The organism is Mesonia oceanica (assembly GCF_902499555.1).
In the GTDB taxonomy this organism is placed as follows: domain Bacteria; phylum Bacteroidota; class Bacteroidia; order Flavobacteriales; family Flavobacteriaceae; genus Mesonia; species Mesonia oceanica.
On record NZ_CABVMM010000010.1, the window covers coordinates 144,901 to 165,467 of the forward strand.

At 35.4% G+C, this 20,567-nt stretch carries 11 protein-coding genes; all 11 read left to right on the forward strand.

The genetic code is table 11. The features are described 5' to 3' along the window. Positions 1-19 precede the first annotated feature (19 nt). The 11 genes from FVB9532_RS13240 (at position 20) to FVB9532_RS13290 (ending at position 20,565) form a co-directional block, all read left to right on the forward strand. Positions 20-3,304 carry a SusC/RagA family TonB-linked outer membrane protein gene (locus FVB9532_RS13240; protein ID WP_194716552.1) on the forward strand — a complete coding sequence of 1,095 codons (3,285 nt, stop codon included), beginning with the start codon at positions 20-22 and terminating at the stop codon, positions 3,302-3,304. A gap of 20 nt (positions 3,305-3,324) precedes the next feature. Further along, positions 3,325-5,142, forward strand: a complete 1,818-nt coding sequence (locus FVB9532_RS13245) for a RagB/SusD family nutrient uptake outer membrane protein (RefSeq protein ID WP_150545657.1) — start codon at positions 3,325-3,327, stop codon at positions 5,140-5,142. Between the two features lie 10 nt (positions 5,143-5,152). Further along, entirely contained in the window at positions 5,153-6,865 is a 1,713-nt protein-coding gene (locus tag FVB9532_RS13250; RefSeq protein WP_150545658.1) for a DUF4957 domain-containing protein, read from the forward strand. A 127-nt stretch (positions 6,866-6,992) separates the two neighbouring features. Continuing rightward, positions 6,993-9,203: a pectinesterase family protein gene (locus FVB9532_RS13255; protein ID WP_150545659.1), complete on the forward strand. Its 2,211-nt coding sequence runs from the start codon at positions 6,993-6,995 to the stop codon at positions 9,201-9,203. A gap of 147 nt (positions 9,204-9,350) precedes the next feature. Next, positions 9,351-10,823: a glycoside hydrolase family 28 protein gene (locus tag FVB9532_RS13260; protein ID WP_150545660.1), complete on the forward strand. Its 1,473-nt coding sequence runs from the start codon at positions 9,351-9,353 to the stop codon at positions 10,821-10,823. Positions 10,824-10,855: 32 nt separating this feature from the next. Further along, the gene (locus FVB9532_RS13265; RefSeq protein WP_150545661.1) at positions 10,856-13,945 is read left to right on the forward strand and encodes a SusC/RagA family TonB-linked outer membrane protein; all 3,090 of its coding nucleotides are present in this window, start codon (positions 10,856-10,858) and stop codon (positions 13,943-13,945) included. 4 nt (positions 13,946-13,949) lie between these two features. Next, positions 13,950-15,569: a RagB/SusD family nutrient uptake outer membrane protein gene (locus FVB9532_RS13270; RefSeq protein WP_150545662.1), complete on the forward strand. Its 1,620-nt coding sequence runs from the start codon at positions 13,950-13,952 to the stop codon at positions 15,567-15,569. Positions 15,570-15,664: 95 nt separating this feature from the next. Further along, positions 15,665-16,702, forward strand: a complete 1,038-nt coding sequence (locus tag FVB9532_RS13275; RefSeq protein ID WP_150545663.1) for a DUF4861 family protein — start codon at positions 15,665-15,667, stop codon at positions 16,700-16,702. 1 nt (position 16,703) lies between these two features. Then, a complete protein-coding gene (locus tag FVB9532_RS13280) occupies positions 16,704-17,975 on the forward strand; it encodes a glycoside hydrolase family 88/105 protein (protein ID WP_150545664.1) in 1,272 nt (423 codons plus the stop codon). Between the two features lie 6 nt (positions 17,976-17,981). Next, entirely contained in the window at positions 17,982-19,616 is a 1,635-nt protein-coding gene (locus FVB9532_RS13285) for a glycoside hydrolase family 43 protein (RefSeq protein ID WP_150545665.1), read from the forward strand. Then, complete coding sequence (locus tag FVB9532_RS13290) at positions 19,582-20,565, forward strand: alpha/beta hydrolase (RefSeq protein ID WP_228482348.1); 984 nt, start codon at positions 19,582-19,584, stop codon at positions 20,563-20,565. The genes FVB9532_RS13285 and FVB9532_RS13290 overlap by 35 nt, the downstream gene beginning before the upstream one ends. Positions 20,566-20,567 lie beyond the last annotated feature (2 nt).

A 20,567-nucleotide genomic window follows, 5' to 3' on the forward strand; every position in this document is an offset into this window, starting at 1 on the left:
TTATAACCAGATACAAATTATGAACAAAAAGTTTACGATTCTTTATTTTTATGGAATGCTCTTGGCATTCATGATTAGTCCGCATATAGGCTATTCCTATGTTGGAGAGAAAGATGTAGAAAAAACAGATCGCCACAAGAAAAATCAACAAGAAGTCCTTGTTCGGGGTGTGATTGTTGATGATCAAGGCGTTCCTTTAGTAGGAGTTACTGTCATGGAAGAAGGTACTTCTAATGGTACGACTACTGATTTTGATGGTAATTACGAAATCGTTGTAGCTAATAATGAGAGCGTTTTGGTTTTTTCCTATGTAGGATTTCAAACGATTTCGCAACCGGTAGGAGACAAAAGGAATATTGATATTACCTTAGAACCCAGTACCAATGAATTAGACGAATTGGTGATTGTAGGTTATTCTAAAGTTTCTCGGGAAGAGTTGACTTCTGCAGTAGCTACGGTGAAAGCAGAACAGATAAAAGATATGCCGGTGAATAGTGCTGCTGAGGCAATTCAAGGTCGCTTGGCCGGGGTTAGGGTTACTCAATCTGAAGGTGCTCCGGGAGCAGATGTAAGTATTCGAGTTCGTGGAGGTACTTCTATAACCCAAGATAACAGTCCGTTGTTTATTGTTGATGGTATTCAGGTAGAAAACGCTTTATCAATACTTTCGCCACAAGAGATAGAATCTATTGATGTGCTTAAAGATGCAGCATCTACTTCTATTTATGGAGCACGTGGTGCCAACGGTGTGGTTTTAATTACTACTAAAGGAGGGAAGGCTATGCCTACTCAAGTAACTTATAATGGTTATACAGGGTTTAGAAAAATAGTGAATAAATTAGATGTGATGAATCCTTATGACTTTGTACAGTATCAATATGAATTGTACAATTTCCCAGAAGATGAACAATTGTCCAATACTTTTATGGAAAGATATGGTAGGTATCAGGATCTTGATATTTATAAAAGTATTGAAGAGAGAAATTGGCAAGATGAAATATTTGGAAGGGACGCACTTAACCAAACTCATAACCTAACCGTTACGGGAGGAGATGCAAAAACTACCTTCAGCCTGAGTTTGAACCATGTGGAAGAGGAAGGGATTATGTTGAATTCTGGATATAAAAGAAGTTTAGCCAATTTTAAAATGGATCACAAATTAAGTGATAAAATTAAGTTTGGGGTAAACTCTAGGTATAGTAGAAGAAAAATAACCGGTGCGGGAACATCATCAACAGGTTCTCAAAAATCCAACAGATTGCGTAATGCAGTGAGGTACCAACCTTTTGTAGGTCCTAACAACCAAAGTTTTGTAGATGTTTTTGATCCTAATTACGCTACGTTAACCAACTTAGTGAATCCGTTAATGTTAGTGAATGATGAAATTAGAAGAGATTACAGAAATGATTTAATTTTAAACAGCTATGTTTCGTTTGAAATTTTAGATAACCTTACCTTTAAAACGGTAGCAGGTTATGTGCAGCAAGACCGAAAGGAAAATGAATTTATGGGGACGGTAACCAGTGTTGCAAGATCTAATGCAAACTTACCGGTTGTTGATTTATATAGAAGTCAATCTAGAAGGGTTACCAATTCTAATACTTTAAATTATAGTAATAATTTTGGAGATCATAGTATAGATTTATTGGTTGGGCAGGAAACCGTTAGAACAGAGAATGAGTCGGAGAGAATTTATGTGAAGTGGTTACCGGAAAATATAACCCCGGACAAAGCTTTTGCAAGTATACAAAAGGCTACACCGCCAGAAGGAATGGTACAAGATGCACCAACTAGCTCTATGTTACCAGACCGTTTAGCTTCATTTTTTGGTAGGGCACATTATTCTTATAAAAAGAAATACTTAGCTACTTTTTCGGTAAGACGTGATGGTTCTAGTGTTTTCGGACCGGAGAATAGATTTGCAACTTTTCCTTCTGTGTCTTTAGCATGGAATGCGTATAAAGAAAACTTTATGCAAAGCGCAGATTGGTTATCTAACCTAAAGTTAAGGTTTAGTTATGGGGAAGTAGGAAATAATAGAATCAAACCATTCTTGTATAATACGTATTTTGATTCTTCCACTGATTATGGTTATGCTTTCGGGCAATCGGTACAACCGGGTTCTGCTCCACCATCAGAGTTAGCTAATCCAAATATAAAATGGGAATCTACCATCTCTAAAAACTTGGGTATAGATTTCGGGTTTTTTGATAACAGAGTATATGGTAGTTTAGATGCCTATATTACAGATACAGAAGATTTACTGTTAAGAGCTAAAATCCCTCAAACCAGTGGTTATGGTTATCAATTTCAAAACTCAGGAAAAACGCGAAATAAAGGTTTAGAGTTAGCTTTAGGAGCGACTATAGTAAATACAGAGAACTTTACTTGGCAAGCAAATTTTAATATTTCTACTAATCAAAACAAAATTATTAGTTTAGGTAGAAATACTTCAGGTGAAAATCTAGAATTCTATTACGAAAGTTCAGGATGGGTAAACGATATTAGAGACTTTAAAGTAGAAGTTGGGGCTCCGGTGGGGCAATATTATGGCTATGTAACCGAAGGGTTTTATGACTTAGACGATTTTACCTATGATGCCACTACCCAAGAATATACGTTAAGAGATGATGTACCTAGTTCTAGTGCTGTTGCCTTAGGTTCAAAAGGAGTTAATCCGGGAGATTTAAAGCTAAAAGACTTGAATGGAGATGGGATTATTGATGACAATGACAAGAAAGTACTTGGGAATGCGCAACCAGATTTCTTTGGAGGTTTAAATCAACAATTTAAATACAAAAATTTTGATTTAAGTATGTTCTTTAATTTCTCTGTAGGTAACGACGTGTACAATGCTAATAAAGTTGAATTTACTACACAATACTTGTATAAAGACAACAATATGTTAGAAGTGATGAATAATCGTTGGAAGTGGTTTGATGCTAATGGAAATAAAGTAAAAGATCCACAAGCCTTGGCAGATTTAAATCAAAATACAACTATATGGACACCATCCAGCGGTCAATATATTCTACATTCCTATGCTATTGAAGATGGTTCTTTTTTAAGATTGAGTAACCTTACTTTTGGTTATTCACTTCCTGAAAGTGTATTGAAAAAAATAGGCTTCATTTCAAATTTTAGAATATATGGTACTGTAAATAATGTATTTACGCTTACCAACTATACAGGTTATGATCCTGAAGCCAACACAAGAAGAAGCAATCCGTTAACTCCCGGTGTAGATTATGCCGCATACCCAAGAAGTAGGTTCTACTTAGCCGGAGTAAACGTAACCTTTTAAAAATTACAAACACAATGAAAATGAAAACTAGATTTATTTTATTCACTTTGTTGATGGGTTTTTCACTCATTTCCTGTGAAGATTATTTAGATACGAAGAGTCTTTCCAAAGATTCTCAAGGAGATATTTTTAACGATGTTTCCAATACTTCTTCTGCTATTGTAGGAGTTTATGGTGAGCTTATTGGGGATAATGGTTATGGTAATAGGTTGAGTGAAATATTACCGATGGCTGCCGATGATTTTGAAACTTCGGGAGATTATAATTGTAATGATAGAAGGGGAATTAGCATGTATGCCGCTTGTTCTTCTAACCCTGAATTAGACGATCCATTTAGACAGCTTTATAGAGGCATAGAAAGAGCAAACCTTTGTATTAAATACATTCCAACTTCAACCGTTTATCAAAACGGTTCAGAAAGTGACAAAAATATGATGGATAGGTATTTAGGGGAGGCTTTAACATTGCGAGCACAATTTTATTATGAACTTATCAGAAACTGGGGAGATGTGCCTTTTCAAGATAAACCATCTTCAGATTATGATAACCTGTTTTTAGAAAAAACAGATCGTGATATTATCTACGAACAATTATTGGTAGATTTAGAAGAAGCGGCTCAATATGTGCCTTGGAGAACAGAAGCAAACATTCCACCAACAAGATTGGATAAAGCAGCTGTAAAAGCTTTACGTGCGAGAATAGCAATGGCGAGAGCAGGATATTCATTAAGAAGGGAATCTCAACAAATGGAGCAAGGTTCAGAACCAAACACCTACTACCAAATAGCAAGACAAGAATGTTTAGAAGTTATAGAACGTCGTGGAGATCACGACTTAAATCCAAATTTTGAAGATATTTTCCGTTCCCTTCACGAAGGAAGAGCAGACAATACCAACGAAATTATTTTTGAAGTTGGAGCGTTTGGAGGAAACTCTAAAACCGATAGTAAATTAGGCTATTACAATGGTTTAAGGCATGATAGAGCTTCGCAATGGAACGGCGGTGGAGGTGTAAATGCTATTCCGGTATATTTCTATGAGTTTAAAAGAGAAGATCAGAGAAGGGATGTAACGATCAATATTTTTGAAGTAAATGCCGATGAAAAGACAGAAGTAGCGAGAGCGGATAGATGGACAGATGGTAAATTCAGAAAATCTTGGACAAATATTACAGGACCTTCACAAAACTTAGCAGTTAATTGGCCAATCATTCGTTTTTCAGATGTTTTATTAATGTTCGCTGAAGCAGATAACGAATTAAACAATGGCCCTTCCAATAAAGCGATTAGCGCTTTACAAGAAGTAAGAGCTAGAGCGTTTATTGATAACCCTGATGAAATAGAGCCTATCCCAACGGGACAACAAGAGTTTTTTGATGCAATAGTTCACGAAAGGTACCTTGAGTTTGGAGGAGAAAGTATTAGAAAATATGACTTAATTAGATGGAACTTATTAAATGAAAAATTTATAGAGACCAGACAAAAGTTAGAAAACTTCATGGAAGGGACAGGAGATTATACTAACGTTCCAGCAGTTATTTATTATAAAGAAGCATCCTACGATCCTTCACTATCTGCTCAAGAAGTAGTAGAGGATTTAGATATTTTCTTTGCTGGTAACGATGAATCTACCGTTTTCTATAATCCTGCTCCAGATGCATCTCAAGTTCCTTCAGGCTATTCTGAGGCAAGATGGAGAGATGGTATTGAAGAAGAGTACATAGACAGTGAACGTAAAGGATTTATGCAATATTTTGAACCTAATAGAAAAGAATTATTGCCGCTCTACGATGATATTATAAATACAAACTATAACCTAACACAAGATTACGGTTACTAAAATTATAACCATGAATATTTATAAATCAAATAAAACCAACTTAAGCAGACTTTTTATAGCACTGCTTGGCATATTGGCGATATGGTCATGCGAGAAAGACGATGATTATACGCCAGAAGGAGAAACAAGAATGTTTACCCCGGTAGAAATTAATTCTCAAAGTTTCGAAGATCGAGTAGAACTAACTTGGAATCCATCACTTTTTACCGATGGAATAAATGAAACCTATACAGCTCAAGTATCTCAAGATTCTTTATTTTCAGCAGAGAGTGAACTAGTATTAGAAAAAGTTACCGATACTTCAGGAGTTGTTTTTACCGATCAAGAATTAGAAGTAAGAACAGATTATTTCGTAAGGGTAAAAGCGAATGCAATTGATGATAGACCAGCATCTAAATGGAGTATTAGTACTGGTTTTTCCATTAGAGGAGTTCAAAAATTGTATCCTATTTTAAGTCCGTCAATATTGGCGACAAAGGTGAAATTAGAGTGGGAATATACAGAAGGAGTTACTGAATTTAGATTTCAAGAATATACACAAGATGAGACAGACCTAACTTCAGAACCTGTTTTGATAGGTGATCCTATGCTATTTCCTATTTCAGCTGAAGAAGAACAAAATGCCATGAAAACAGTAGAAGGTTTAGAACCAAACACGAAGTATTTTGTAGACTTGTACAAAGGTCCTGTTAGCATTGGTTATAGAAGTTTTAAAACCAAAGAAGAAAGTACTTATACTGCCATATTATCACCGGGGGACGATATTGTGACCATCGTAAATAACAGTGAAGATGGAGCTATTATAGGTCTTGAACCAGGTGTTTATGATACAGGTGATGATAGGTTTCAGATAGATGGAAAAACAATTACCATCGAATCTATCTCTAACGATCCTAATGACACAAAGATTAATTTCGAAGAATTCACCTTAAATGATACTGGAGCTGGTATTACGTTAAGAGGTTTAGAAATAGATGGACAAAATAACGCCTTGTATCTTATTAACCTAACAAGTAGTGATGGTAATGGAGATCCTGCAGATTATACCGATGTAATGATTGATAATTGTATTGTTCATGACATAGAAACCAGTGCATTTAGAGCAAATAGAGGGTCAGATGGAGCCTATTTTATGAACACGTTTACCATTCAATATTCGACTTTTTACAATTTTGCACCCGGTAGTTATGCCTTTATCCACGCTGAAGAATTGGTATTTAATGAATTGAAATTATCTAACTCAACGTTCTATAAAACAGGAGATATTTTTATACGTTACAGAAAAGATTTTGATAGCCCAATCCCCAATCCATTATTTACTATAGAATATTGTACCATTAATAGTATAGGTTTTAGTAACAACTATACATTGTTAGATTTAAAAGACAAGCAAGCAACGCTTAATTTTAAAAATAGCATCTTAGCAAATATCCCAAGAGAAGGAGGTACTGCAGAAACAGATTTAGTAAGAATTGATAACGAAACATCAGCTGCTTCTTTTTCTTTCAGTAATTTCTTCAACTTAACCAATGGAGATCTAGATGATCCTCAAGAAGTAGTAATTCCACAACCAGAGGAAGGATATATTGCTTCTCAAAATATGTATAATATAGATTTAGGTTGGGATAATAACACTACAGATTTCACCCTTCCTGCAGATTCAGAATTACAAAATGCATCATCTACAGGAGGCGCAATAGGAGATCCTAAATGGTGGTATTAATAGATTATGTTTATTTGGAAATAGCCCCGATGAAAGCAAATGCTTTCAAAATAAACTAAACTTTGCCCTCTGGATATTCTTTTTGAGAGAATTGAATATTCAGGGGCATTTTTTAAAAACCATGAGAATGCTAAAAACAAAAAAAAATATAAGTCTACTTTTATTTTTAATACTGAATGTTCTGTGGTCTTATTCTCAGACACTATCCTTTCCCGGTGCGGAAGGTTTTGGTAGATATACCACCGGAGGGCGTGGTGGAATTATTTATACCGTAACCAATTTAAATGACGATGGAGAAGGAAGCCTGCGGAAGGGAATAGTAAAACACGAAAAAAGAACAATTGTTTTTGCAGTTTCAGGAACTATTAATTTAAAGTCATCATTAGATATAAATCAAGGTAACCTTACTATTGCCGGACAAACTGCGCCTGGTGGCGGAATTACCTTGAAAGGATACCCGTTAAAAGTAAAAGCAGATAATGTAATTATTCGTTATCTACGTTGTCGAATGGGCGATATAAATGAAGTAGAAGACGATGCTTTTGGAGGTCGAGACCAGAAAGATATTATTTTAGACCATTGCTCTATTAGTTGGGCAACCGATGAAAACGCTTCTTTTTATTGGAATAAAAACTTCACGATGCAATGGTGTATTATTTCAGAAGCTTTAAACCGTTCCGTGCATCATAAAGGAGCCCATGGTTATGGGGGAATTTGGGGCGGTGAAAATGCAAGTTTCCACCACAATCTTTTTGTGAGCAATAATAGCAGAAATCCTCGTTTTGGAGGATCTAAGACAGTTCCTAACCCACCAAGTGAATTTGTAGACTTTAGGAATAATGTAATTTTCAATTGGGGAGATAACAGTATTTATGGCGGAGAAAAAGGAAATTACAATATGGTAAATAACTATTTTAAAGCAGGACCTGCCACCACTTCCTCTAAATTAGATAGAATTGTGAGTCCATCAACACCCTATGGGAAGTTTTACATCAATGGAAATTATGTAGAAGGATTTCCCGAAATATCCAAAGACAACTGGAATGGTGGTGTACAATGCGAAAATCCCTTAGAAACTAAGCACGATAAAGAATTTCCTATCAATAATAACGTGAAAACAGAAACTGCTCAAGAAGCCTATAAAAGTGTGCTTCAAAAAGTAGGATTAAATAAAGTTAGGGATAAAGTAGATAAAAGAATTATATATGAAGTAAGATCGGGAGAAACAACATTTGGGGATGGGATTATTGATTCTCAAGAAGATGTTGGTGGTTGGCCTAAGCTAAGAAAAGGAAGAAGCCTAAAAGATACCGATGAAGATGGAATGCCAGATGAATGGGAAGAAGAAAAAGGTTTATCCCCATCTAAAAATGATGCCAACGATTTTGATTTAGATAAAAATTACACCAATATAGAAGTGTATTTTAATCAATTGGTAGCCTCAGAAGAAACTTCAGTAGCAAAAAGTTATGATTTTGTAGTTGCGCAAGATGGAAGTGGCGACTTTACTAAAATTTCAGAGCTCATCAATAACTTACCTAATTTTCGGGATCAAGAAACCAAGGTATTTATTGAAAAAGGCATTTATAAAGAAAAACTCGTACTTCCTTCCTCCAAAACCAATATTACTTTTGTAGGGGAAGATAAAGATAGTACCATCATTACTTATGATGATTATGCACGAGAATTAAACGGATTTGGAGAAGAAATAGGAACAACAGGTTCTACCTCTTTTTTCATATTTGGTAATCATTTTAAAGCCGAAAACTTAACTTTCGAAAATAGTGCGGCTCCCATTGCACAGGCAGTAGCTGTAAGGGTAGATGGTGATCAAGTGATTTTTAAAAATTGTAATTTTTTAGGAAATCAAGATACCCTATACTTACATGGTAAAAAAAGCAGGCAATATTATAAAGATTGTTATATCGAAGGAACCGTCGATTTTATTTTCGGTTGGTCTGCCGCTTTATTTGAAAACTGTCAGATTCATAGTAAATCTCCAGGCTACGTTACTGCAGCATCAACAGAAAAAGACGCAGATTACGGTATCGTATTTAAAAATTGTGAGTTTACCGCAGATACTGAAAAAAATAGTGTCTATTTAGGAAGACCTTGGCGGGATTATGCGCAAACCGTTTTAATTAATTGCCACTTAGGAGATCACATAAAACCCGAAGGTTGGCACAATTGGAACAAACCACAAGCAGAAAAAACGAGTTTTTATGCAGAATATAATTCTACGGGAGAAGGAGCTGACGGTAAAAGAGTAAAATGGACTAAAAAACTCAACAAAAAACAACTTGAAAAATATAATCTATACAATATTATCGGAATATAACTTTCTTAAAATCACTAGCTCTAAAATCATAGTTTATTATATTTCGAGTGCAATAATTAATAGATTGTCAATTTTAAGAGTGAAAATTATGTTAATTGATAAAGGTTTTATACATTAGTGCAATCGATTACAATTAATTATTTGTTTATGAAAAATTACAAAAATAATACGTATATAATCTTATTGTTAATTTCTTGTGCGCTTATTTCTTGCAAGCAAAATCAATCAAAAGCAAATGATGATTCTGTAGAAAATACAGAAAAAATAAGTACAAAAGATACAATTTGGGAACAAGCAGATAAAATAATAGCAGAAATCACCATCCCAGAATTTCAAGATAAAGAATTCAATATAAAAGATTATGGAGCGGTAAGCGACGGAAATACCAATAATTCAGAAGCTTTTAAAGAAGCCATTGCAGCTTGTAATGAAGCAGGTGGTGGTAAAGTGATCGTCCCTAAAGGTAAATTTCTAACGGGACCTATACATTTAAAAAGCAATGTAAATCTTCATTTAGCAGAAGGAGCCGAAGTACTTTTTAGTAAAAATAAACAAGACTATTTACCGGTAGTTCATACTTCTTATGAAGGAGTTGAGTTGATGAACTACTCACCATTAATTTATGCAAAAGGTCAGAAAAACATTGCGGTCACCGGAAAAGGTACTTTGAATGGTCAAGCCGATAATGATAATTGGTGGCCTTGGTGTGGTGCAGAACGTTATGGCCATCAAGAAGGAGAACCTAAGCAAAAAGATGAGCACAACCTTCCTACATTAAGAAAAATGAATGAAGATGGAACTCCTGTAGAAGAAAGAGTTTTTGGAGAAGGCCATCAACTAAGACCTTTGTTTTTTGAAACGCTTGAATGTGAAAATATATTAGTGAGTGGAGTAACTTTTATAAATGCTCCATTTTGGGTAGTACACCCATTAAAATCCAAAAATATTACTGTAGATGGGATCACCGTAAACAGTCATGGGCCTAACAATGATGGGTGCGATCCGGAATATTCTAAAAATGTACACATTACAAATTGCCTATTTAATACAGGGGATGACTGTATAGCTATCAAATCTGGAAGAAATGAAGATGGTCGTCGTGTAAATATTCCAAGTGAAAATATAGTTATAGAAAATTGTGAAATGAAAGATGGCCATGGTGGAGTGGTAATGGGAAGTGAAATTTCAGCAGGTGTAAGAAATGTATATGTACGCAACTGTAAAATGGATAGTCCCAATTTAGATCGTGTGATTAGGATTAAGACCAACACCTTACGCGGAGGCTTTGTAGATGGTGTTTATGTGAAAAACGTAGAAGTAGGTTCAGTTAAAGAAGCTGTATTAAAAATAAATACCCATTATGGAATTTATGATAACCAAGAGGGAGCGTTTATGCCATCGATTAAAAATGTGTATTTAGAAGATATTACTGTTGAGAATGGAGGAAAATATGGAGTTCTAATCAAAGGAAGGGAACAATCTCCGGTAGAAAACATCAATCTTACCAACGTAACTATAAAGGGAGTAGAAAATCCGGAATCTGTGGAAAATTCAGCACCTGTCAAATACTTAAATACCATGATAAATGATATAAAAATGGAAAACCAAACCATGAAGTGAAATCAAAACCAATTACCAACAAACTAGATAATATGAAAACAAACTTAGCCCATTTAAAATTACTACTGTTATGCGCAGTTATATTTATGGCGACTGGCGCATATAGTCAAGTAGTAGCACAAGATATGAAAACAGTCTCGGGAACGGTAACCTCTGCCGGCGATGGAATGCCATTACCGGGAGTAAATGTTTTTGTAAAAGAAACAAATTACGCTACGGTCACCGATTTTAATGGAAACTTTAGTCTTGAAGTTCCTACATCTTCAACCTTAACCATTAGTTACGTAGGTTTTGTTACGAAAACGATTGAAGTTTCTTCAGGTTCTAATTTTAATGTCGTACTCGAAACAGATGTCGAAGCACTAAATGAAATTGTAGTTGTAGGCTATGGTACCGTAAAAAAGACAGATTTAACAGGTGCTGTAGGAAGTTTAGATGGAGAAAAACTTACCGAGCGAAATTTCACCGATCCAATCGAAGCCTTACAAGGAAATGTCCCTGGAGTGCAAGTGAGAAACACTACAGGTAGGTTAGGAGATCAATTAAAATTGGTAATTAGAGGAGAAAATACTTTTGGAGACAATACGCCTTTATTTGTAGTAGATGGAGTTCCTACTAATGACATTTCTTTTTTAAATCCACAAGATATTGAAAGAATGGACATTTTAAAAGATGCTTCTTCTACAGCAATATATGGTTCCCGTGGTACTAATGGAGTAGTAATCGTGACCACCAAAAGTGGAGCAGGAGCTAAACCAGGGTTTAATGTTTCTTTAGAAAGTTTTTTCGGAGTTAAAGAAGTAGCGAGATTGCCAGAAATGATGTCTCCAGATAAATGGTGGCGTTATCACCAATCGGCTTATTTAGCTACGGCTGGTACAGATCCAAATACAGGAACTGTGACAGAAGAAACTTTAGCAGATGCTGTAGGAGGTGGAGGAAGTAATACAGAATTATTAAGACGAGTCGCGAATGGAGAATCGTTTGATTGGTACGATGCAGTTTTAAAAAGTGGTTACCAACAGAATACTTACTTAAATGTATCGGGAAGATCTGAAAATGGAATGGGATACAACTTAGGCTTGGGATACCAAAAAGAAACTGGAAATATAGAGAATGAAGAATTAGAAAAATATACCCTTAAATTAGGTTTGGACCATACGGTAAACGATAAATTTTCATTTGGTACTAATTTAACTTTGACGAGAACAGATCAAAATTTAGGAAGTGATAATGCTATGCAACAAGCATTTCGATTAAACCCTTTTTTAAATCCTTATGGATTAGATGGGGAACTATATCCACAGCCAGGTAAATTAAGAGATGAAAACGGTGATTTTATTATTAATAAAACCAGTACGTATAATCCATTATTGGAGATAGCAAATTCTAATAATGAAATTAGAAGATGGAATGTTATAGGAAGTACTTATTTTCAATATAATATAGCAGATTGGATTTCATTTAAAACTACTGTTTCCGCTGGTTTAGATAGTTATAGAAGAGGTCAATCTTGGGGAAGATATACAAGTGTAGGGTTGGATAATAATGATACAGCTACTGCCGAAATAGAAAATAGTGAAAGTTTTAACTATACATGGGATAATCAAGTTAATATAGATAAAACCATTGGTGAACATAGTTTTAATTTTTTAGCGTTATATAGTAATTATGCAGATCGCTTTGAAAGTTCTTATCAAAGTTCAGCTTTGATGCCCTTCGATACTAAATTTTACAATACAGGAAGCGGTCAGCAAAGTAGGTTTGATTTAAATTCTAGATTTATTAAACAAACATTAACTTCATTTGCTTTACGCTTAAATTATGCATTTCAAGATAAGTATTTATTAACCCTAACCAATCGTTGGGATGGCTCTTCCATTTTATCAGAAGATAATCGTTGGGATACTTTTCCTTCTGCAGCCGTAGCTTGGAAAATTGCAGAAGAAGATTTTTTACAAAATCAAACTACTTTATCTAATTTAAAACTTAGGTTAAGTTATGGGTATACAGGTAATAATAACATAACACCTTATTCAACTAAAAATCTTTTAGAGAGACAAACTTACTATGATTTTGATGGGACTACAGCTAATGGTTGGTTGCCTATTAAATTAGCTAATAGATCATTGGCTTGGGAGAGAACAAGGGAGTTTAATGCCGGGTTAGATTTTGGATTTTTAAAAAGTAGAATTGTAGGTAGTATAGATATTTACGATAGATTATCGGAAGATATTTTATTTGAACAGAGTTTACCGCTAGAAACAGGATATGAATATATCAACGCAAATGTAGGTTCCGTTAGTAACAAAGGAGTAGAGATAAGTTTAACTACTAGAAATATTCAAACGGCAGATATCTCTTGGTCAACAACATTTACCTTTACCAAAAATACAAATGCGGTAGAATCTATCTATGGTCAAAATGAAGTCGATGATATTGGTAATAACTTATTTATAGGAGAACCCATAAGCGCTCATTATAACTATGATTTTGTAGGAATTTGGCAAACAGATGAAGCGGATGAAGCAGCAGGTTATGGAATGGAAGAAGGTCAGGAAAAATTGCGTGATGTTAATAATGATGGTCGATATACTCAAGATGATAGAGTTATTCTTGGTTCTACAAATCCGGATTGGTCAGGAAGTTTGTTTACAACTTTAAAAGTGAAAAATTTTGATCTATCTGCTTCTATAATTGCAAATCAAGGAGTATTGGTATATAGTAATTTCCACGCTAATTTTGCGAATACCAGAGATAGAGGTAGACAAAAATTAGATATCAATTGGTACATTCCTGCTAATGATGCAGGCTTAGCTCCTCAATATTCCAATAGGTATCCTCAACCCAGAAATGAAGGGAATTTTTGGAGAAATGATGGTGTTGGTTATTACCATGATGCTTCCTTTGTAAAGGTGAAAAATATTGCTTTTGGGTATAGCTTCTCTGATAATATCCTTGATAAATTAAAATTGAAAAAATTAAGGGTTTATGCCAACGTACTCAATCCGTTTGTGTTTACCGACTATGAAGGTTATGATCCTGAATGGGCAGATGCTCCCTTAGGTGTTGGTCGCCCAGGTTCAGTGACATATCAATTTGGTTTTAACCTTAAATTTTAAAAACATGAAAAAGATTAAATATATAGCCACAGCATTATTTTTAGGACTGTTCTTAAGTTCTTGCGATGATTATCTAGAGGAAGATGTAAGATCGAATGTTACAGGAGATGAATTTTATACTACAGAAGAAGGATTTGAGTCGCTAGTTAATGCAAATTATGCGCAACTAAAAGAAATATACGGAAATGAGCCTTGGTTATTTGCGGCAGGAACAGATATGTACGCAGAAGGTAGAGATGCAGAACCACCTGGATTAAGCCAATATACTCAATTAGCTCCTAATTCTGAAGGAGTAGCTCAATTGTATAACACTTGCTATAAAGCCATTCAAGCAGCAAATACAGCTATTTATTATTCAGATATAACTGAAAATACAAGTCAACTTAATGCTAGAATAGGAGAAATCAAATTCTTGAGAGCGCACGCTTATTTTCTATTAGTACAAACCTATGGAGGAGTTGGGTTGGTGAACGAATATTTTGTAGATCCTAGACTTAAATTTGATAGAAATTCAGCTGAAGAAGTATATAGTTATATTATAACTGAAATGGAAGAAGCTTTAGAGATGGTAGAAGATGCTACCTATGGAGGAAGAGTAAATAGAAGAACAATACAACACTATCTAGCTAAAGTTTTTTTAACACGAGCCTATGAAGATTTTGGTTTAGCTTCAGATTTTGAAACTGCCGCAGGTTATGCAGATGCAGCGATAGGAGGCGAAGCCTTAACCTTATCATTTGCTGAACTTTGGTTTCCGGATAATAGTATTAAACCAGGAACTATTTTTTCTGTGCAATATAGTGAAGGAGCATTAGCCACAGATCCATACAAATTAGGTCATATGCAAACAGCTTATTTTGGACCTTATCAAGGAGGAAATGAGTTCTCCGGTAAAGCACCTTATCGGACCTATACATTATGTCCTACACAATATGCCATAGATTTATTTAGTGAAGACGACAATAGGTGGGATGTAACCTTTATGCAAGAAGTGTATGATCGTTACTTTGATTATTTTGAAAATGACGATACCTCAGGATTACCGGTTGCACACTACTATGCTGCCGCTTGGGAAGATACACAAGAATTTCAAGATGCTTATATGGAAACACATCCAAATGCGGTTTATCATCCCTATGGTTCTTATGTACCTTCAATAAATCCTAATAATGACTATCAAACCATCCCGGTTAAAAAGTTTGATGACCCTTCGGCTCAATTTGGACAAAGTACAAGTACTAGGGATATAATTTTAGCCCGACTAGCAGAAACCTATTTAATAGCTGCAGAAGCTTACTTACAAGCAGGCGAAACTACTACCGGTTTACAACGGCTAAATGAAGTGAGACAAAGAGCTGGGGTTTCAGATGCAAGTTTAGCAGAATTTGATATCGATTATATTTTAGATGAAAGAGGTCGGGAACTTTTAGGGGAATACCATAGATGGTTCGACTTGAAACGTACAGGAAAGTTAGTAGAAAGAGCTTCTATGTACCATTATTTAATTGAAGAAAGTAATTTTAATGGAGCTAACGGAGCATTAAAAATATTGAGACCAATACCACAGGAAGTTTTAGACTTAAATCAAAATAACGAATTTCCTCAAAACCCAGCTTATCAATAATCGGGTTGAGCTTAGGTAACTAACAAAAGAAACTTGTAAATAGTTTTACAAGTTTCTTTTAACCATTTTTTTTACAAACAACACACAACAAAACAATGAAAAAAATTATTATCCCACTTTTGGCCTCTTCAGCGCTTATTTTTACAAGCTGTAAAGAAGAAAAGAAAGAAACCGAAAAAAAAGAAATTGAACCCATAGAAGAAGTTCAAGCACAAGAAACTTGGAAAAAACCAGCTACTAATGCCAAAACCTATGCAGAACTTTCCATAAGGAAAGGAGACGATTGGGAACCTAAAAAGTTTGGTGGAGGAGAGTTTATCAATGTAGAATCACTTCAATTACCCGAAGGTCATTCCGACCACGCCTATTATATTCGTTACGAAGGCCCGGGTTGGGAAAACAGTCAAGTAGGCTACCGTTTTTATCTCGACTGGAGAAATGCCATCGATATTTGGGGTAAAAAAACAGATACCATTGTACTTCCTTATGTGGGACAAGATAATTACGAAGATTATCATCACGATTCTCCTTGGGGGCAAGATATCTTAAAAGCAGGTAAATCTTTAGGTCTAGGTGGTTATGGAAGATATGTACAAGATTCTGTAGCACACTTTAGAAATGTTGAAAAAACGCTTGCTTCAGTAGAGAATTCAGAGAACAGTTCTGCTGTAACCTTAGATTATGAGGGTTGGAAAACAGGCGATACTACCATCGATTTAGAGGCTAAATTTAGCATTTATCCATCAGATCGTTTTTCAAAAATCACTTTATCACCTTCACAAGAAATAGAGGGACTTTGTACGGGAATCGTAAAATTTGATGACGTTCCTTTAATAGAAAAGAAAAGTGAGAATGGAGAATGGGGATATATTGCCACTTATGGCACGCAAACTTTAGTGAGTGATGAAGATCAGTTAGGAATGGCGATTTTCTATAAAACCTCAGAAGTAGAAAAAACACAAGAAGGGCCATACGATCACTTAGTGATTTTTAAACCCACCACTCAAAAAGTTACTTATTACATATTAGCCGCTTGGGAACAGGAGAAAAATGGAATTACCACAAAAGAAAGTTTCCTAAAAGATTTAGATACAAAGTTGGATAGCCTTCAACAAAATGGAAAATTAGAATAAAATGAAGAGAAGAGAATTTAGTCTTATAGCAAGTTCCTTTATTGTTATGGCAATGGTATCGGTAATTTTTGCCTGTAAAGATAAAAAGGATAATAAAGAAAAATCTTCAGAAGATATAGTAGCCGAAATTTCCCCAAAAGAAATGGCAATTCCTAAAGATCTCAAATGGTCAGAGCGAATGCTCCTTTCAGAAATAAAAAGATTTCCAGAAGCTTCCAAATTAGATTTTAGAGAAGAACCAAAGTGGAGTTATACCAACGGATTGGTATTAATGGCAGCCAAAAGGGTTTATGAGCAAACCCAAAAACAAAAATACTATGATTATATCTACGATTATTCAGATGCGATGATTACCGATCAAGGTAAAATAAAAACCTATGAGTTGGAAAAACAAAACTTAGATATGCTCAAGTCTGGTGATGTGCTTTTGTATTTGTATCCAAAAACCAAAGAAGAACGTTTTTTAATTGCTCTAAAAACCTTGAGAAGTCAAATAGATTCTCAACCAAGAACTTCAGATGGCGGCTTTTGGCATAAAAAACGTTATACCAATCAAATGTGGTTGGACGGTTTGTACATGGCAGAACCTTTTTATGCCCATTATACGCAAATGTTTAGCGAAGGCGAAGAAGCTCAAAAAGCTTATGATGATGTGGTGCATCAATTCGATTTAATTCAGGAGCACACCTTAGATAAAGAAACCGGGTTGTTATATCACGGTTGGGACGAGAGCAAAGAACAAAAATGGGCCAATAACGAAACGGGAACTTCACCAAATTTTTGGTCTCGTGCAATGGGCTGGTACGGTATGGCGATGGTTGATGTATTAGATTACTTACCTCAAGATCATCCTGGCAGGGAAAAATTAATTAAGTATTTAAACCAATATGCTGAAGCTTTAATGAAAGTTCAGGATAAAGAAAGTAAACTGTGGTATCAAGTCTTAGATAAAGGAGAAAAAGAAGGGAATTATCTAGAAGCTACAGGTTCTTCTATGTTTGCTTATACGTTTGCCAAAGGAGCTAAAAAAGGCTATTTGCCTAAAAAATATTTCGAAGAAGCCGAAAAAACCTATCAAGGAATCTTAGATGATCTAATTACTGTAGAAGAAGACGGTACTGTAAACCTAAATCAATGTTGTGCCGTTGCAGGACTTGGTGGAGATCCTTACCGTGATGCCTCTTTTGAGTATTATGTAAATGAAGAAATACGTTCTAATGATCCTAAGGGAACAGGACCTTTCATCTTAGCAAGTTTAGAGTTAAATAAATAAATAGAGTTGAAGTTAACTAATATCATAGCGGTTTTCTGTTTCAGTCTCACTGGCTTTACACAAGTCCAGACAGAAGGGGATTATGTCTCTGAAGTTTGGGTAGCAGACCAAGGGGATGGCACCTATAAAAACCCGATTTTGCATGCAGATTATTCAGATCCAGATGTAACTCGTGCAGGTGATGATTATTATATGACTTCTTCTAGTTTTAATGCAGCACCGGGTTTACCCATTTTACATTCAAAAGATTTGGTGAATTGGGAGCTGATTAATTATGCTTTACCTAAACAAGTTCCGATAGAACATTTTAATACGCCACAACACGGGAATGGCGTTTGGGCTCCTGCTATTCGTTATCATAACAATGAATTTTACATTTATTGGGGCGATCCCGATTTTGGAATTTATATGGTGAAAACTAACGATCCTGCCGGAGAATGGTCAGCACCCATATTGGTAATGGAAGCCAAAGGAGCCATCGACCCTTGTCCGCTATGGGATGAAGATGGAAAAGCTTACTTAGTTCACGCTTGGGCAGGAAGTCGTGCAGGTGTAAAAAGCTTATTAACCGTTCATAAAATGACTCCTGATGGAACCAAAGTTTTAGATGAAGGAAGACACGTTTTTGATGGTCACGAAAATCATCCCACAATAGAAGGTTCCAAGTTCTATAAACGGAATGGCTACTATTATATTTTTGCGCCTGCCGGTGGTGTTTCTACAGGATGGCAATTGATACTTCGTTCAAAAAATGTGTATGGACCTTATGAGGAAAAAGTAGTTTTAGAACAAGGAAGTACAAAAATAAATGGTCCACATCAAGGCGCTTGGGTAGAAACTCCACAAGGCGAAGATTGGTTTTATCATTTTCAAGATGTCGATGCCTATGGAAGAATTGTCCATTTACAACCGATGAGTTGGAAAAACGATTGGCCGGTAATGGGGGAAGATAAAGATGGAAACGGAATTGGAGAACCCGTACTAGAGTATAAAAAACCGAAGGTTGGAAAACCATACAAAGTAGTAACCCCAAAAGAAACCGATGAATTTACCGAAGATAGTTTAGGAATTCAATGGCAGTGGAATGCTAATCCAAATCTATTATGGTACGCTAAATTACCGGGTAACGATTACCTCAGGTTATTCAGTATCGCTCAGCCGGAAGAAGCCAAAAATCTTTGGGAGGCTCCCAATATATTATTGCAAAAATTCCCGGCACCGGTGTTTACCGCAAGATCTAAAATTACCTTAGTTCCTGAAGATGCCGATAAGTCACGCAAAGTAGGATTAATTGTGATGGGGAGAGATTATTTTACGTTAACGATTACTCAAAAAAACGGTGAATATTATTTGCAACAAACCGAAGCTAAAAATGCAGATAAAGGGTCTGAAGAAGAAATTGTAAATGAAAAGAGATTAAAATCGAATACGGTATATGTCAAAGTTGAGGTTGCTGCTCCCAAGGCTGAATGTCAATTCATGTATAGCGAAAACGGAAAAAAATATAAAGAAATAGGAGAGCCTTTTAACGCTCGCGTAGGAAAATGGATGGGCGCGAAAGTGGGGTTGTTTAGTATCAGTCCATCAGGAGCTAAAAGAGGTGGTTATGCCGATATTGAATATTTCAGAATCGAAGAATAAAATGTTAGAAAGATATTTCATTGTTGTGTTTGTAACTTTGGTAATGGGGTGCAGTACTTTTGCCCAAAAGGCAGAAGTACGCCCCTATACCATTGCTACTACCGTAAAAAAATATCAGAAAAAATATCCTTTCATTAAACCCATTCAACCCTTAAGCTCAGAAAATATTTTAGCTAAAGAAAATATTCCCTATAAAGAAACATCGACTTCCGTATTAAAATTAGATGTGTATTATCCTAAAGGTTCATCAAAAGAACAATGTCCCGGAGTATTATTAATTCACGGTGGCGGTTGGATTTCAGGAAGTAAGGAAAATCAACGTATAATGGCGCAACATTTAGCAAATAACGGATTTGTAGCCGTCACTGCTTCCTACCGGTTGAGTCCCGAAGCGCAATATCCTGCCGCTGTAATCGATTTGAAAGATGCCTTGAGATGGATGAAAAAGAATGCTGAAAAATATAAATTAAACGAAAATCAAATCGCTGTTTTGGGTACTTCGGCCGGAGCGCAACTAGCAACTTTAGTGGGAGTAACCCCTAATTCTGAATTGTACAAAGAAGAAAATAAATCGATTTCTTCAGAAGTGCAAGCTATTGTAAATATTGATGGAATAGTATCTTTTATTCATCCGGAAGCAAGTGCTGAAGGAAAAGTGGCAGGTTTATGGCTAGGTGGATTGCGAGATGAAAATTTTAAAAACTGGAAAGAAGCTTCCCCATTAGAATACGTAGGAGAAAATACGCCACCAACGTTATTTATTAATAGTTCCCGTCCTAGATTTCATGCCGGTCGTGATGATATGGTTAAAATACTAAATGAAAACGGAATTTATTCTGAAATACATACTTTGGAAGACGCTCCACATTCATTTTGGTTGCTAGAACCTTGGTTTCAACCTACGTTGGATTATACAGTTTCATTCCTAAATAAAATTTTTAACGAATAAAA

What these genes read in the sequence shown, in the direction of transcription:
- FVB9532_RS13290 (WP_228482348.1), top strand. Translation starts at nt 19,582, where the DNA reads ATGCCGATATTGAATATTTCAGAATCGAAGAATAAAATGTTAGAAAGA.
- FVB9532_RS13250 (WP_150545658.1), top strand. Translation starts at nt 5,153, where the DNA reads ATGAATATTTATAAATCAAATAAAACCAACTTAAGCAGACTTTTTATA.
- FVB9532_RS13255 (WP_150545659.1), top strand. Translation starts at nt 6,993, where the DNA reads ATGCTAAAAACAAAAAAAAATATAAGTCTACTTTTATTTTTAATACTG.
- FVB9532_RS13245 (WP_150545657.1), top strand. Translation starts at nt 3,325, where the DNA reads ATGAAAACTAGATTTATTTTATTCACTTTGTTGATGGGTTTTTCACTC.
- FVB9532_RS13240 (WP_194716552.1), top strand. Translation starts at nt 20, where the DNA reads ATGAACAAAAAGTTTACGATTCTTTATTTTTATGGAATGCTCTTGGCA.
- FVB9532_RS13260 (WP_150545660.1), top strand. Translation starts at nt 9,351, where the DNA reads ATGAAAAATTACAAAAATAATACGTATATAATCTTATTGTTAATTTCT.
- FVB9532_RS13270 (WP_150545662.1), top strand. Translation starts at nt 13,950, where the DNA reads ATGAAAAAGATTAAATATATAGCCACAGCATTATTTTTAGGACTGTTC.
- FVB9532_RS13275 (WP_150545663.1), top strand. Translation starts at nt 15,665, where the DNA reads ATGAAAAAAATTATTATCCCACTTTTGGCCTCTTCAGCGCTTATTTTT.
- FVB9532_RS13280 (WP_150545664.1), top strand. Translation starts at nt 16,704, where the DNA reads ATGAAGAGAAGAGAATTTAGTCTTATAGCAAGTTCCTTTATTGTTATG.
- FVB9532_RS13265 (WP_150545661.1), top strand. Translation starts at nt 10,856, where the DNA reads ATGAAAACAAACTTAGCCCATTTAAAATTACTACTGTTATGCGCAGTT.